The 14,437-nt window shown below is 70.4% G+C and carries 14 protein-coding genes; 1 reads left to right on the forward strand and 13 read right to left on the reverse strand.

What is annotated here, in order from left to right; genetic code table 11:
* The 8 genes from VED21_RS30325 to VED21_RS30360 form a co-directional block, all read right to left on the reverse strand.
* The coding region (locus tag VED21_RS30325; RefSeq protein WP_324889171.1) for a Clp protease N-terminal domain-containing protein at nucleotides 1–1,046 on the reverse strand (1,046 nt) is incomplete at its 3' end.
* A gap of 174 nt (nucleotides 1,047–1,220) precedes the next feature.
* Nucleotides 1,221–2,951, reverse strand: a complete 1,731-nt coding sequence (gene araD / locus VED21_RS30330; RefSeq protein ID WP_324889173.1) for an L-arabinonate dehydratase — start codon at nucleotides 2,949–2,951, stop codon at nucleotides 1,221–1,223.
* A 10-nt stretch (nucleotides 2,952–2,961) separates the two neighbouring features.
* Nucleotides 2,962–3,678: an RraA family protein gene (locus VED21_RS30335; protein WP_324889175.1), complete on the reverse strand. Its 717-nt coding sequence runs from the start codon at nucleotides 3,676–3,678 to the stop codon at nucleotides 2,962–2,964.
* 4 nt (nucleotides 3,679–3,682) lie between these two features.
* Complete coding sequence (locus tag VED21_RS30340) at nucleotides 3,683–4,567, reverse strand: carbohydrate ABC transporter permease (protein WP_324889177.1); 885 nt, start codon at nucleotides 4,565–4,567, stop codon at nucleotides 3,683–3,685.
* A 13-nt stretch (nucleotides 4,568–4,580) separates the two neighbouring features.
* Nucleotides 4,581–5,528: a sugar ABC transporter permease gene (locus VED21_RS30345; protein ID WP_324889179.1), complete on the reverse strand. Its 948-nt coding sequence runs from the start codon at nucleotides 5,526–5,528 to the stop codon at nucleotides 4,581–4,583.
* A 183-nt stretch (nucleotides 5,529–5,711) separates the two neighbouring features.
* Nucleotides 5,712–7,025 (reverse strand): ABC transporter substrate-binding protein, encoded by a 1,314-nt coding sequence (locus VED21_RS30350; RefSeq protein WP_324889180.1) that lies wholly within the window; start codon nucleotides 7,023–7,025, stop codon nucleotides 5,712–5,714.
* Between the two features lie 64 nt (nucleotides 7,026–7,089).
* Nucleotides 7,090–8,163 carry a sn-glycerol-3-phosphate ABC transporter ATP-binding protein UgpC gene (locus VED21_RS30355; RefSeq protein WP_324889183.1) on the reverse strand — a complete coding sequence of 358 codons (1,074 nt, stop codon included), beginning with the start codon at nucleotides 8,161–8,163 and terminating at the stop codon, nucleotides 7,090–7,092.
* Nucleotides 8,164–8,176: 13 nt separating this feature from the next.
* On the reverse strand, nucleotides 8,177–9,217 hold the full coding sequence (locus VED21_RS30360) for a C-terminal binding protein (protein ID WP_324889185.1): 1,041 nt from the start codon (nucleotides 9,215–9,217) through the stop codon (nucleotides 8,177–8,179).
* A gap of 297 nt (nucleotides 9,218–9,514) precedes the next feature.
* Between VED21_RS30360 and VED21_RS30365 the strand changes: the two genes are divergently transcribed.
* Nucleotides 9,515–9,991, forward strand: coding sequence for a TIGR02444 family protein (locus tag VED21_RS30365; RefSeq protein WP_324889187.1), 477 nt, complete (start codon nucleotides 9,515–9,517; stop codon nucleotides 9,989–9,991).
* Between the two features lie 87 nt (nucleotides 9,992–10,078).
* Here VED21_RS30365 and VED21_RS30370 read toward each other — a convergent pair whose 3' ends face one another.
* From VED21_RS30370 to VED21_RS30390, 5 genes are all read right to left on the reverse strand, one after another.
* Nucleotides 10,079–11,392: an NAD(P)H-dependent oxidoreductase gene (locus tag VED21_RS30370; RefSeq protein ID WP_324889189.1), complete on the reverse strand. Its 1,314-nt coding sequence runs from the start codon at nucleotides 11,390–11,392 to the stop codon at nucleotides 10,079–10,081.
* Nucleotides 11,389–12,192, reverse strand: coding sequence for a phytanoyl-CoA dioxygenase family protein (locus VED21_RS30375; protein ID WP_324889191.1), 804 nt, complete (start codon nucleotides 12,190–12,192; stop codon nucleotides 11,389–11,391). The genes VED21_RS30370 and VED21_RS30375 overlap by 4 nt, the downstream gene beginning before the upstream one ends.
* A 118-nt stretch (nucleotides 12,193–12,310) precedes the next feature.
* Nucleotides 12,311–13,141 carry an itaconate degradation C-C-lyase RipC gene (gene ripC, locus VED21_RS30380; protein ID WP_324889193.1) on the reverse strand — a complete coding sequence of 277 codons (831 nt, stop codon included), beginning with the start codon at nucleotides 13,139–13,141 and terminating at the stop codon, nucleotides 12,311–12,313.
* Nucleotides 13,138–13,818, reverse strand: a complete 681-nt coding sequence (locus tag VED21_RS30385; RefSeq protein ID WP_324889195.1) for a class I SAM-dependent methyltransferase — start codon at nucleotides 13,816–13,818, stop codon at nucleotides 13,138–13,140. Before VED21_RS30385 ends, ripC begins: the two co-directional genes overlap by 4 nt.
* Nucleotides 13,818–14,437: FAS1-like dehydratase domain-containing protein (locus tag VED21_RS30390; protein ID WP_324889197.1), on the reverse strand; the 620-nt coding region annotated here is incomplete at its 5' end. The genes VED21_RS30390 and VED21_RS30385, both read right to left, overlap by 1 nt.

Consider the following 14,437-nt stretch of genomic DNA (forward strand, 5'->3'; position numbering starts at 1 on the left):
GCGATCGTGCTCTCGACGCTCGGCTCCCCGACGAACACCGGTTGGAAGCGGCGCTCGAGCGCCGCGTCCTTCTCGACGTGCTGGCGGTACTCGTCGAGCGTCGTCGCGCCGACGACGCGCAGCTCGCCGCGCGCCAGCGCGGGCTTCAGCATGTTGGCGGCGTCCATGGCGCCGTCGGCGCGGCCGGCGCCGATCAGGCTGTGCAGCTCGTCGATGAACAGGATGATGCGCCCGTCGGCCGCCTGCACCTCCGCCAGCACGGCCTTCAGCCGCTCCTCGAACTCGCCGCGGAACTTGGCGCCGGCCAGGAGTGCTGTGAGGTCGAGGGCCAGGACGCGGCGGTCCTTCAGCCCCTCCGGCACGTCGCCGGCCGCGAGGCGCTGGGCCAGCCCCTCCACGACGGCGGTCTTGCCGACGCCGGGTTCGCCGATCAGCACGGGGTTGTTCTTGGTGCGCCGGGCCAGAACCTGGATGGTGCGGCGGATCTCGTCGTCACGGCCGATGACGGGGTCGAGCCGGCCCTGCCGCGCCTCCTCGGTCAGGTCGCGGGCGTATTTCTTCAGCGCGTCCCAGCTCTGCTCGGCGCTTTCGTCCTCGGCCTTGCGGCCCTGGCGCAGGCGCTGCACGGCGCCGGTGACGCCGGCCGGGTCGACGCCGGCGCGGGTGAACAGCGCGTGCATCGGGCCGCTCTGCGCCGCCAGACTCTCCAGCAGGCGTTCGGCGGTGACGAAGCGGTCGCCCGCCGTGCGCGCCGCCTCGACCGAGCCCTGAAGGACTTCGGCCAGCGCGGGGGACATGTAGATGGGGTGCGGCCCCTGGCTGCCGTGGCGCGGCTGGCGGGCCAGCGCCTCGTCGGCGGCGCTGCGCAGCAGGTCGGGGTCGCCGCCGGCGTCGCGCACGATGCGCGCGGCCAGCCCGTCGGCGTCGTCCATCAGCGCCTTGACGAGGTGTTCGGGAAGAAGCTGCTGGTGACGGCCGGCGAGCGCCGCCATCTGGGCGGCCTGGATCGCGCGCCGGGCGCGTTCCGTGAAGGTTTCGAAGTCCATTCGGCACTCCGCTATGGTGCCCGCCCTCCCATGAGGCGCGGGGGGCGCCGGCGGCGGCCCGCATCCTGCGCAGCCGCCCGTCGCCCGTACCGGAAAGATGGAAACGCGAAGGCGTTCGATCAAGATGGGTACTGAACCCCTCCCCCGCCGGAGGCGAGGGAGGGGTTTTGATCGTCAATGAGACTCCCTCGGCACCGCCGCGCCACGGCAGCCGACCAGGAAGTCGAAGTCCGCGCCCTTGTCGGCCTGCATCACGTGGCCGACGTACAGCGACTGGTAGCCGCCCTGCATGGCCGGGGCCGGCGGCGCCCAGGACGCCCGGCGGCGCTCCAGCTCCGCGTCGGGCACGTCCAGGTGCAGGCGCCGCGCCTCCACGTCCAACTCGATCATGTCGCCGTCGCGGACCAGCGCCAGCGGGCCGCCGGCCGCGGCCTCCGGGCAGACGTGCAGGACCACAGTGCCGTAGGCGGTGCCGCTCATGCGCGCGTCGGAGATGCGCACCATGTCGGTGACGCCCTTCTTCAGGAGCTTGGGCGGCAGGCCCATGTTGCCGACCTCCGCCATGCCGGGATAGCCCTTGGGGCCGCAGTTCTTCAGCACCATCACGCAGGTCTCGTCGATGTCCAGGTCGGGATCCTCGACGCGGGCCTTGTAGTGCTCGATATCCTCGAAGACGACGGCGCGGCCGCGGTGGCGCATGAGATGCGGCGAGGCGGCGGACGGCTTCAGCACCGCCCCGTCCGGGGCCAGGTTGCCGCGCAGAACCGCCACCCCGCCGCTTGCCACCAGCGGGTCGGAGAACGGACGGATCACCTCCGTGTTCCAGTTGGGCGCGTTTTCGCAGTTCTCCCACAGGGTGCGGCCGTTCACCGTCAGCGCGTCCTTGTGCAGCAGGCCCTGTTCACCCAGCGCGCGGACCACGGCGGGGATGCCGCCGGCGTAGTAGAAATCCTCCATCAGGAAGCGCCCGGACGGCATCAGGTCCACCAGCGTGGGCACGTCGCGGCCCAGCCGGTCCCAGTCGTCCAGCGTCAGGTCCACGCCGATGCGGCCGGCCATGGCGATCAGGTGGATGACGGCGTTGGTGGAGCCGCCGATGGCGCCGTTCACGCGGATGGCGTTCTCGAAGCTCTCCTTGGTCAGGATGCGGTCGAGCGTCAGGTCCTCCCGCACCATCTCGACGATGCGGCGGCCAGCCATGTGGGCCAGCACGTTGCGGCGGGAATCGGCGGCCGGCGTGGCGGCGTTGTGCGGCAGGCCCAGGCCCAGCGCCTCCACCATGGAGGCCATGGTCGACGCCGTTCCCATGGACATGCAGTGCCCGACGGAGCGGGACATGCACGCCTCCGCGTCCATGAAATCCGACAGGCTCATCCTGCCGGCCTTCACGTCCTCGCTGAACTCCCACACCGAGGTGCCGGAGCCGATCAGTCCGCCGCGGTAATGCCCGTTCAGCATCGGCCCGCCGGAGACCACCAGCGTGGGCAGGTTGCAGCTGGCCGCTCCCATGACCAGCGACGGCGTGGTCTTGTCGCAGCCGCACAGCAGGACGACGCCGTCGATGGGGTTGCCGCGGATCGACTCCTCCACGTCCATGCTGGCGAGGTTGCGGAACAGCATGGCGGTTGGGCGTAGGTTCGTCTCGCCCAGCGACATGACCGGGAATTCCAGAGGGAAGCCGCCGGCCTCGTACACGCCGCGCTTCACCCGCTCCGCCAGGATGCGGAAGTGGGCGTTGCAGGGCGTCAGCTCCGACCAGGTGTTGCAGATGCCGATCACCGGGCGGCCGTCGAACAGATGGGTGGGCAGGCCCTGGTTGCGCATCCAGCTGCGGTGGATGAAGCCGTCCTTGTCGTTGCGGCCGAACCACGCCTGGGAGCGGAGTTGCTTCTTCGCGTCCGTCATGCCGTTTCCTTCAGTGAATCTCGTCGGCTTCGCCGATGGCGCGGGCCAGGACGTCGGCGTTGAAGCCGGGGGCGCGGGCAGCCTCCAGGATCACCGCCTCGCGCCGGGCCTGCAGGTCGGCGGTGGCGCGCACGCGCCGCGCGACGGCGTGCGGGATGACCACCGCGCCGTGCCGGTCCGCATGCAACAGGTCGCCGGGGTGAACGGTCATGCCGTGCACGGTGACGGGCAGGCCGAAGTGCTCGATCCGCACCCAGGCGTGCGAGGGGCCGACGCAGCCGGCCAGCATCTGGAAGCCGGGCGCGCAGACGTCCAGGTCGCGCACGCTGCCGTCGGTGACGACGCCCAGCGCCCCCAGCCCCTTGTGCACGGTGGTGTGCACCTCCCCCCAGAAGGCGCCGAAGCCCGGCGGCTGGTCGAGATCCTGGATGACGACGATGCTGGGCCCGGGTGCTGCGTCCACATAGCGGTACCAGTCCAGCCGCGTGGCGCGCAGCGTGGCGGCGTCCTCGCGCGGCGGGTGCATGGCGCGGATGGTGCCGGTGACGGCGTAGCCGACCATCGGCCGTGCCTCCGGGTAGGCGCAGACGAACGGCCGGGTGGAGAAGCCGTGCCCCCGCCGTTCCGGCGCCAGCACCTCCAGCGCGTTGCAGACGGTGGGCGTGTCGAGGGAGGCCAGTTCGTCCAGCTCGGCGTCGGTCAGGCGGCCATCCATACGCTCACTCATGCGCTCACTCCTTCACGGCGCCGGTCATGCTGGCGACGTAGTGTTCGACGAAGAAGGAATAGAGGATCGCCACCGGCAAGGAGCCCAGCAGCGCCCCCGCCATCAGGGAGCCCCAGTGGTAGACATCGCCCTCCACCAGTTCGGTGATGACGCCGACGGGCACCGTCTTCTGCTCCGACGACTGGATGAAGGTCAGGGCGTAGATAAACTCGTTCCACGACAGGGTGAAGGCGAAGATGCCCGCCGAGATCAGCCCCGGCACCGACAGCGGCAGCAGGATCTTCACCAGGATCTGCAGGCGCGTGGCGCCGTCCATCAGCGCGCATTCCTCCAGCTCGTACGGGATGGAGCGGAAATAGCCCATCAGCAGCCACGTGCAGAACGGGATGAGGAACGTCGGGTAGGTGAGGATCAGCGCCCACTTCGTGTCGAACAGGCCGTAGGCGTAGACCATGGAGGCCAGCGGGATGAACAGGATCGATGGCGGCACGAGGTAGGCCAGGAAGATCGCCAGCCCCACGAAGCGCGCACCGGAGAACCGCAGCCGCTCGATCGCATAGGCTGCGCACACCGCGCAGAACAGCGAGATGAAGGTGGACACCACCGACACCAGCATGGTGTTCCACAGCCACTCAGGGTACGGCGTGCGGAAGAGCAGCTTCTCGATGTTGGCCAGCGTCGGCTGCACCACCCAGAAGGGGCTGAAGTTCTGGTAGTCGTACAGCTCCTCGTTCGATTTGAAGGCGGTGATGCCCATCCAGTAGAACGGGAACAGCAGCACGAACAGGAACACCAGCAGCGGAACGTAGACCGTCACCACCCGGCGCGGAATGGAGACCAGATAGTCCATGCCGTCGGCCGGGGCCGCGTCCTTCGTCTTGCGCGCCATGAACAGTCCTCCCTCAATCCGTGCCGCCGTGTTGCCAGCGGCGGCGCTGCAGGCCGAAGTAGCTGAACAGGATGGCGGCCAGCAGGAAGGGGATCATCGACACGGCGATGGCCGCCCCTTCGCCCAGGTTGCCGCCGGGGATGGCGCGCTGGAACGACAGCGTCGCCATCAGGTGCGTGGCGTTCAGCGGCCCGCCGCGCGTCAGCACGTAGATCAGCTGGAAGTCGGTGAAGGTGAACAGCACCGAAAAGGTCATCACCACGGCGATGATCGGCGTCAGCATCGGCAGCGTGACGAAGCGGAAGCGCTGCCACGCCGTGGCGCCGTCGATGGTGGCGGCCTCATACAGCGACGGCGGGATGGTCTGCAGCCCGGCCAGCAGCGTGATCGCCACGAACGGGATGCCGCGCCAGACGTTGGCGATGATGACGCTGGCGCGCGCCCACACCGGATCGCCCAGGAAGTTGATGTAGGCGTCGATCAGGCCGAGGCGATGCAGCGTCCACGACACGATGGAGAACTGGCTGTCGTAGATCCACCAGAAGGCGATGGCGGACAGGGCGGTGGGCACGATCCACGGCAGCAGCACGATGGCCCGCAGGAACGCCTTGAACGGCAGATGCCGGTTCAGCAGCAGCGCCAGCCACAGGCCCAGCGCGAACTTCGCCACGCTGGCGACCACCGTGTAGAGGAAGGTGTTGAAGACCGACAGCCAGAACACGCCGTCGTCCCACAGGAACTCGTAGTTCTCCAGCCCGATGAAGATCCCAGCCCGCCCCACCCGCGTGTCGGTCATGCCCAGCCACACGCCCAGCCCCAGCGGGTAGGCGAGGAACAGCAGCAGCAGCGTGCCAGCCGGCAGCATGAACAGCAGGCCCATGAAGCCGCGGCTCTCACCCAGGCGGAAGCGGGGCGCCGGCAGCGCACGCGCGGAACGGTGAGCCTTGGTGTCGACGAACATCGAGCACCTTTCAGTAAAGGAACCAAACCCCTCCCCCGCCCCCGGCGGGGGAGGTCAGGTGGGGGCAAGGTCTTTGTGACCGACCACGGCCTTACGGATTCTCGCGCACAACTTGCCCCCACCCTCCCACGCTGCGCGTGGGCCCCTCCCTCCCCCGGCGGGGCCGGGGGAGGGGTGTAATGGCTACGCCCTGTAGTACCGCATCGCCCGCTTCTCGGCGCGGGTGGCGGCTTCCTTGGGCGTCTGCTGGCCGCTGGCGGCCTCGGCGAACATGTTGACGACGATGTAGTCGGCCATGGCGCCGGCCGACGCCGTCCCCAGGGCACCGCTGTAGCCGTTCCACAGCATGTTCTTCACCGTATCGCGGTACGGCGCGTGCTTGGGGTCGGCCGTCCAGATCGGGTTGTTCTCGTACGCAGCCAGCGGATGCGTGACGTAGCCGATGGCGGCCTGCTGCCAGGGCTCGTACTGCTCCTTCTCCATCATGAAGCGCAGGTACTCCTTCGCCGCGTTCGGGTACTTCGAGTACTTGAACACCATGCCCTGGGTGAACAGGTGCAGTTCCGTCGGCTTGCCCACCGGGCCGATGGGCATGTTGGCGTGCTCGATGTCCTTCGCCAGCGCCTGCATCGCCGGGTCCTGCGAGCTTTTGGCGGCGTAGTAGACGGAGATGCCGTTGGCGGTGACGCCGATCTCGCCGGCCAGGAAGGCCTTGTTGTTGTTGGGATCCAGCCAGGACAGCGTGCCGGGCGCGAAGGTCTTGTACAGCTCCGCCACGTATTCCAGCGCGCGGATGGTCTCCGGGCTGTTGATGACGACGTTGTTCTTCTCGTCGACCATGCGCCCGCCGAAAGCCCACAGGATGCTGTGCGTCCAGGTGTTGCCGTCGCCCACCGCGTTGCCCAGCGCGAAGCCGGCCGGGTGCCCCTTGGCGTGCATCGCCTTGCAGGCCTTCAGGAAGCCGTCGGTGTCGCGCGGCATCGTCTCGAAGCCGGCCTCGTTGAGCCAGGACTTGCGGTAGACGATGCAGTTGCCGGCGGCGCCCACGGGCAGGCCGATCCACTTGCCGTCGCGCATGCCGTAGCGCTTGGGCGCCTCGTACCAGCCGCCGTACTTGTTGCCGAGATAGGTGGCGAGGTCGGTCAGGTCGACGAGCTTGTCGGGATACTGGTGCGGGTCGTCGAACCAACCGAAGATGATGTCCGGCCCGTTGCCGACGTTGGCCGCCACCGCCGCCTTCGGCCGGATGTCCTCCCAGGATTCGGCGTCGATGCGCACCTTGATGCCGGTCTTCTCGGTGAACTTCTGGGTGTTGGCCATCCAGCCGTCCTCGTCGCCCTGGACGAACTTCTTCCAGCGCAGGACGCGCAGCTCCGCCCCCTTCTCCGGCTCGATGCGGAATTCCTGCTGCGCGGCGGCGAGGCCCGCGTCGCCCATGGCACCCAGCGCCGCGGCGGCGGCACCGGCCTTCAGCACATCCCGTCTCGTCAGTTCCATGACCGTCCCTCCCTGTGGTTGGGGTCGGCCGGCGCGTGGTTGGCCGGTCGGCCGTGGTTCTTCGCTATAGGCGTTGACCGGAGGCCGCGTCGAAGACGTGCCCGGCCTCGACGCGGGGCACGAGGCGCAGGCGCTCCCCCGGGTGCAGCGGGTGGCGGTCGGTGGTGGCGGCGCAGGCGACCGTGCCGCCCACCTTGCAGAAGACCAGGGTGCTGTCGCCGGTGGGCTCCACCACCTCCACCTCCGCCGGCAGGCCGTGCTCGGCGTCGGACGCGATGCGCAGGTGGCCCGGCCGGATGCCGTAGACGACCGCCTGCCCCTCCGTCCCCGCCGTCCCCGGCGGGGCGTCCAGCGCCAGCCCGCCCGGCGTCTCCACCCACACGCGCCCGTCCGCGCGCCGCAACGCGCCGTCGAACAGGTTCATGGCGGGCGAGCCGATGAAGCCGGCGACGAACAGGTTGGCCGGGCGGTCGTACAGCTCCAGCGGCGTGCCGATCTGCTCGACCCGGCCGTCGTGCATGACGACGATGCGGTCGGCCATGGTCATCGCCTCGATCTGGTCGTGCGTGACGTAGACGGAGGTGGTGCGCAGCCGCTGGTGCAGCGCCTTGATCTCCGTGCGCATCTGCACGCGCAGCTTGGCGTCCAGGTTGGACAGCGGCTCGTCGAACAGGAACACCTGCGGATCGCGCACGATGGCGCGGCCCATCGCCACGCGCTGGCGCTGCCCGCCCGACAGCTGGCGCGGGTAGCGGTCGAGGTAGGGGGTGAGGTCTAGGATCTCCGCCGCCTTCCGCACGCGCTGCGCGATCTCCTCACGCTCGGCGTGGCGCAGCTTCATGCTGAAGGCCATGTTGTCGAAGACCGTCATGTGCGGGTAGAGCGCGTAGTTCTGGAACACCATGGCGATGTCCCGCTCCTTCGGCGGCACGCGGTTCACCACCCGCCCGCCGATGGCGATCTCCCCGTCGCTGATCTGCTCCAGCCCGGCGATCATGCGCAGAAGCGTGGACTTGCCGCAGCCGGACGGGCCGACCAGCACCACGAACTCCTCGTCGCCGATGTCCACGTCGATGCCGTGGATCACCTCGATCGAGCCGAACAGCTTGCGCACTTGGCGGATGTCGACCGAGGCCATGGCGTTTCCCCTCCTACGCCGACGCTTGCCAGCCGCGCCGGCCGCCGAGCCACGCGCGGTTGACGCAGTTGACCAGCCGCCCCTCTCCCAGCGCCGCCGCCAGCACCTCCGCCGACTTGCGGCGCAGGTCGTGGATGCTGGCGGGCGAATAGAAGGCCGAATGCGGGCTGATCAGCAGCCGCCCGGCGATCCAGGACTCCTGCCCGCGCCACGCGGCAATCAGCGGGTGGTCGAGGTCGCGGGCCAGCGGCTCCACCGGCAGCACGTCCAGCGCCGCCCCGGCCACCCGGCCGGACGCCAGCGCCGCATGCAGCGCGTCCAGGTCGACGACCGGCCCGCGTGCCGTGTTGATCAGGATGAGGCCCGGCTTGGCCGCCGCCAGCGCCGCCTCGCCGATCAGGCCGCGCGTCTCCGGCGTCAGCGGCGTGTGCACGCTGACCACGTCCGATCCGGCCATCAGGTCGGCCAGGCGCGGCACGCGCCGGAAGCCCAGCGCCAGTTCCGCACCGGTCGGCAGGTACGGGTCGTAAAAGGCGATGTCCATGCCGAAGGCCCGCGCCCGCAACGCGGCGGCAAGGCCGATGCGCCCCAACCCGACGACGCCGAACACCTGCCCACGCAGCCGGCGCATCAGCGGCGGCCCGTCGAACCGCCAGCCGGCCACCGGATCGCGCCGCAGCGCCTCGTCGTACATCGCGGTGCCACGTGTCAGCGTCAGCAGCATGGCCAGCGCGTGGTCGGCCACGTCGGTGGTGCCGTAGTCCGGCACGTTGCACACAGCGATGCCCAACTGCCCGGCCAGTTCCAGGTCGACGTTGTCGTACCCCACACCGGCGCGCACGACGACGCGGGCGCGCTCCATCGCCGTCAGCCAGGGGCGGTCCAGGCGCACCTCGTCATAGGCGATGACGCCGTCGCAGCGCCGCCATTCCTCAGGCGCGATCTCGTCCTGGTGGATGCCGTGGTTGGGGCGGAAGGCGAAGGCGGGACCGGCGGTCGCCGTCTCGACCGCGGCACCGTCGGTGAACTTGGCGTCGGGGATCAGGACGCGCATGGGGCGGTCCGGAACCATGACGCATTGACGACAGCGGGGCGGAATCGCCCCGCGGCGCTGGAAACGGGCATGCGGCTTCCTCCCTGAACCCCGGCCCGGTTCATCCGGACTCGGCGCATTTTATGGTTATTCAAATAATCCGCTGCACCAGCCAATTATATGCCGGACGCACCTCGCCCCCGCAAGTACGCCTTCAGGACGCCCGCCGTATGACCGGACGCATTGGCGGTGCCTCCATCAGCATCGCCGATCGTGCTATAGGCGCCGGACACGACCTCAAGCCAAGGCAAGCAAACCATGACCCGCGACAAGGGACCCGACGACCCGTTCTGGAGCTTCTCTCTCGCCACCTACGCCCGGCCAGGGGTGAGCGAGGCGTGCCTCGACCTGCAGGACCGGTTGGGACAGGACGTCAATCTGGTGCTCTTCGCACTGTGGGCGGGGGCCGGCTGCGGCGTGCGGCTGGACCCGGCGGAGCTGCAGCGACTGGACCACGCGGTGTCGGCGTGGCGCCGCGACGTGGTGGCGCCACTGCGCGGCGTGCGCCGCACGCTGAAGAATGTGCCGGGCGTCGAGCCGTTCCGCCTGCGCATCAAGGCGGCGGAGCTGGAATCCGAACGCCTTCAGCAGGCTGCGCTGCGCACGATTTCCGGGCTGCAGCCGGGCGCCGCGGACCGCGACGCGGCCGAGGCCAACCTGCGCCTGCTGCTGCCCGCCGAGGGAGTGAACGACGCGACGGTGGCGCTGCTGGTCGACGCGGCGATGGGCGAGTGACGTGCCGACGTTGGGTTTTCGCTGCGCTCAACCCAACCTACCGCCGAGCCGTAGGTTGGGTTGAGGCGCCAGCCGCAAAACCCAACGTCAGACGGTCTCCCCCGCGAACCGCCGCTCCATCGCCCGGCGCACGCGAACGGCTTCGCCGTCGCGTTCCTCCACGTCCGCCCAGCGCACGACCGCGCCCGCAGGCACGTCGCGCAGCAGGCGCACGCCGTGCGCCAGACCGATGGGCAGCGCGCCCTCCGCGAGGCTGCGTTCGGCGGGGATGGCCTTGCCCCAGACCGTGTAGCCGCCCTCCCCGTCCAGCGTCTCGCCGGCCTTCAGCGGGCGCTTGGCCACCGAGGCTACGTCGCCGCGGAACGCCCGCGTCTGCCCCGTGGGTTCGCCGCGTAGCGCCGCAGAGAGCACAGAGATGTTCAGCTCCAGCCCGATCAAGTGGAACGGCTTGTACATGGCCGCATACCGTCCGCTCGCGTCCGTCTTCAACCCGTACTGCCGGAAGCAGGCCATGGCGTAGTCGTTGGGCGCCTTCAGCACCACGTACACGCCCCAGCGCAGGTCGCGGAACACCGGCCGCCCGTCGCGCTCCAGCGAGGAGACGACCTCCACCATCCCGTCGCGTTCCAGCACGCCGCCGGCCTCGCGCGAGCGCAACACGTGCGGCAGGTCGTCGACGCCACAGGGCGGGAACAACAGCCCGTCCGACGGCACGGCGAGGTCGCAGGCGTTGGCGATGGCCGCCATCTCGATGGCCGACTTGGTGCCGTCGAGGAAGGAGTTGAACATCTGCGGGTTCATGCCGCCGCGCTTGGCTTCCTCCGCCGTCAGGCCGTAGTGGCCCCAGACGTCGTCGGGAGTCACGGAATGGAACAGCGGCAGGTACTTGGTGCCCTTGCCCGCCGCTGCCACCTCGAACCCGCAGGCGCGCGCCCAGTCCACCAGTTCCGACGTCAGCGCCGGCTGGTCGCCGTAGGCCATGGAATAGACGACGCCGCGCTCCCGCGCTTCCTCGGCCAGCAGCGGGCCGGCCAGCACGTCGGCCTCCACGTTGACCATGACGATGTGCTTGCCGGCCTGGACGGCGGCGCGGGCGTGCGCGATGCCGGCGGCGGGGTTGCCGGTCGCCTCGATCACCACCTCCACGTCCGGGTGGGCGCAGGCGTCCGCACCGCATTCCAGGAAGACCGTGCGGGCAACCAGCCCCTCGTCCCAGCCCACCGTTCGGCAGGCGGCGCGCGCCCGTTCGGGGTCGAGGTCGGCGACGGCGGCGACCTCCAGCCCCGGCGTCGTCGGCACCTGGGACAGGAACATGGAGCCAAACTTCCCCGCACCGATCAGCGCGGCGCGGACCGGCCGCCCGCGGGCGGCGCGCTCCTGCAACAGGCGGAACAGGTTCATGCGGCCGTCCTTTCCTCGCGCTTGCGGGCGTACTGCGCCAGCGCGTCGTCGGACAGCGGCTCGATGGGGGTGAAGTCGCGGTGCGCGATCCACTCCGGACGGGTCGGCTTGCGGATGTGGTTGGAAACGGCGCACAGCGTCAGATAGACGATGGTCCGGCCGTACGGCGTGATGTTCCCGGCCGAGCCGTGCACGAGGTTGCCGTGGAACATCAGCACGCCGCCCGGCTTGCCCGTCGGGGCCACGATGCCGCCCTCGGCCGCCAGCCGCGTCACCGTATCGTGGTCCAGCGTCCACAGCGGGTAGGAGGTGGTGCGCGTGTCGTGCCCCGCCGGCAGGACGCCTTGGCGGTGGCTCTTCGGGATCAGCATCAGCGGGCCGTTGATTGGCATCACCTCGTCCAGGAAGACGGCGATGTTCATGGCGCGCGGCTCCGGCATGCCGTCGTCGCGGGCCCAGGTGCCGTAGTCCTGGTGCCATTGCCAGACCTCGCCGTCGAAGGCGGCCTTGGCGTTCACCTTGAACTGGTGCATGTACAGCTTCTCGCCGAACAGCTGCTCGACCGGGCCGATCAGGCGCGGATGGCGGCCCAGGATGCGGAACGCCTCGTTGTAGGTGTGCGCGGCAAAGGCGGTGCGCGGCGCGCCCGACGTCTCGCGCCACACCTCCGGCCGGTCGGACGCGTAGATCCTGCGGGCTTCGTCCCGCAGGATGCCGACCTCCTCGGCGGTGAAACAGCCGGGCAGGAAAAGGTAGCCCTGCTCGTCGAAGTCACGCAGCTGCGCGTCCGTCAGAATCATGGTCGCTCCCTCCCTTCGGGGCTCGCGGTGGCCCTGATGCGGGAGGAAGCGTGGGGCGGGCCGCCGAATTGGTCAACCTTCCAAATTGTTAGGTCAGCCAACCGTTTTGGTGAGGGCGCTAAACCGCCTCCCCCGCTGCCGCCAGCACGCGCCGGGCCTTGCGGGCGACAGCCTCGTCGATCATGCGGCCGTCGACGATGCCCACACCCTTGGCGTTCTCCACCAGGATGCGCCGGGCTTGGGCCACCTGATCGGGCGTCGGCGTCAGCGCCGCGTTGATGGCGGCCACCTGCTTGGGGTGGATCGCCGCCTTGGCGGTGAAGCCCATGCGCACGGCGGCGCGCACCTCGACCGCCAGCCCGTCCTCGTCGGTGATGCTGAAGAAGGGGGAGTCGATGACGGCGATGCCGGCCTGCGCTGCCGCGACGACGACGCGCGAGCGCGCACCCAGCAGCGGCTCCCACGCCACCTCGGCGCCCAGGTCGGCGGCGAGGTCGGCGGCGCCGAAGAACAGCGCCTCCAGGCGCGGCGTGGCCTGCGCGATGGCGTCCGCGTTAGCGATGCCGCGCGCACTCTCCACCAGCGCCACCAGCCGCGTGGGCTTGCCGGCGTCGGCCAGCAGCCCGTCGACGAGGCGCAGGACGTCGGGCGATTCCGTCTTGGGGATCACCACCACGTCCGGCCGCGCGTCGGAGCGGGCGAGCGCCAGCAGGTCCTCCAGCCCGAAGGCGGTGGTCGGCGCGTTGACGCGCAGCGCGCGGCCGATGCGCCCGTCCGCGGGCTTGGCCAGCCAGTCGAGCGCGGCCGTCCGCGCGCCGGCCTTGTCGGCCGGGGCGACGGCGTCCTCCAGGTCGATGATCAGCACGTCGGCCCCGGCCTCGGCCGCACGGTCGAAGCGGTCGGCCTTGGTGGCCGGGGTGAACAGCCAGCTGCGCCGGCGCGTGGTCATGGCATCCTCCGCAAAACGGTGCGCCGCATGGGCTGATCGAAGGTGACTTCGCCGTTCTCCGCACGGCCGTGCTCGGCGAACTGGCGGCGCATCTCCGCCTCCACCTGCGGCAGGCGGGCGCGCCGCGCCGGGTCCACCGCCACCAGCTTGGTGATGAAGTGCTCCACGTCCGGATGCCGTATCGTGGTCATGTAGACGGTGTCGCCCACCAGCTCCAGGCCCGGCGGCGGGGCGTGCAGCACCTCGTACGCGGCGGCGCGCACGGCGGTCTCGTCCTCCATCGGGCGGACGGCGGCGAAGTACGGCCCCTCGGCGATCGGCTCCACCGCCACCAGCGTGCCGCCGGGCTTCAGCACCCGCGCGGCCTCCACCAGCGCCGGGGCCATGGCGTCCAGCGGCAGGTGGTGGAAGCTGTTGGAATAGAGCACAGCGTCGGCCGAGGCATCCTCCAGCGGCAGCGCCTCGCCGCGCCCCACCTTGTAGCTTTCGCCGCCGACCGGCGGGGCGGTCAGCGCGCGGCTCAGCTGCCCCTCGCTGATCTCGACGCCGACGGCGCGCGCCCCCTGTTGCGCGAAGTGGCGGACCAAGCTGCCGTCGCCGCAGCCGACGTCCACCACCAGCTTGCCCTCCGGCGCCAGCACCTCGGCCAGTGCCTCCTTCAGCCCCATGCGGTGCATCAGACGGCCTCCAGCTCGGCCGACATGGCGATCTGTCCGGTGTGGTCCAGCGCCCACAGCTCGGCCCCGCCCAGCCGCGCCTTGCCGCACAGCGTGAAGGGATGCACGTCGAACAGCGGCCGGCGGGCGCGGAAGCGGAAGCCGGTCACCCGCGCGCCGGGGTGGTTGCGCAGGAACAGGTCGACCAGCAGCGTCGCCGTCAGCGGCCCGTGCACGATCAGGCCCGGATAGCCCTCCACCTCCTCGCAGTACTTGCGGTCGTAGTGAATGCGGTGGCCGTTGAAGGTCAGCGCCGAGAAGCGGAACAGCAGCACCGGGTCGCCGGTCATCGGCCGCTCCCACGAGGCGGCCTCCTTTGGCGCCTCGCCCGGGGGCGCCGCCTCGCCGGGCTTGGGCGCGTCGCGGTAGACGATGTCGTGCACCTCGCGCACCGCCGGGCCGCGCTCGGTCGAGACCTCGTGCACCACCTTGACGAACACCAGGTCGCCGGAGCGGCCGGCCTTGTGCTCCACCTCGCCGATGGTGGAGCGGCGGCGGATCGCCTCGCCCAGGCGGATGGGCCCGTGGAATTGCAGGTCGCCGCCGGCCCACATGCGCCGCGGCAGCGGCACCGGCGGCA

It is taken from the genome of Azospirillum sp. (assembly GCF_035627195.1).
Classification (GTDB): Bacteria; Pseudomonadota; Alphaproteobacteria; order Azospirillales; family Azospirillaceae; genus Azospirillum.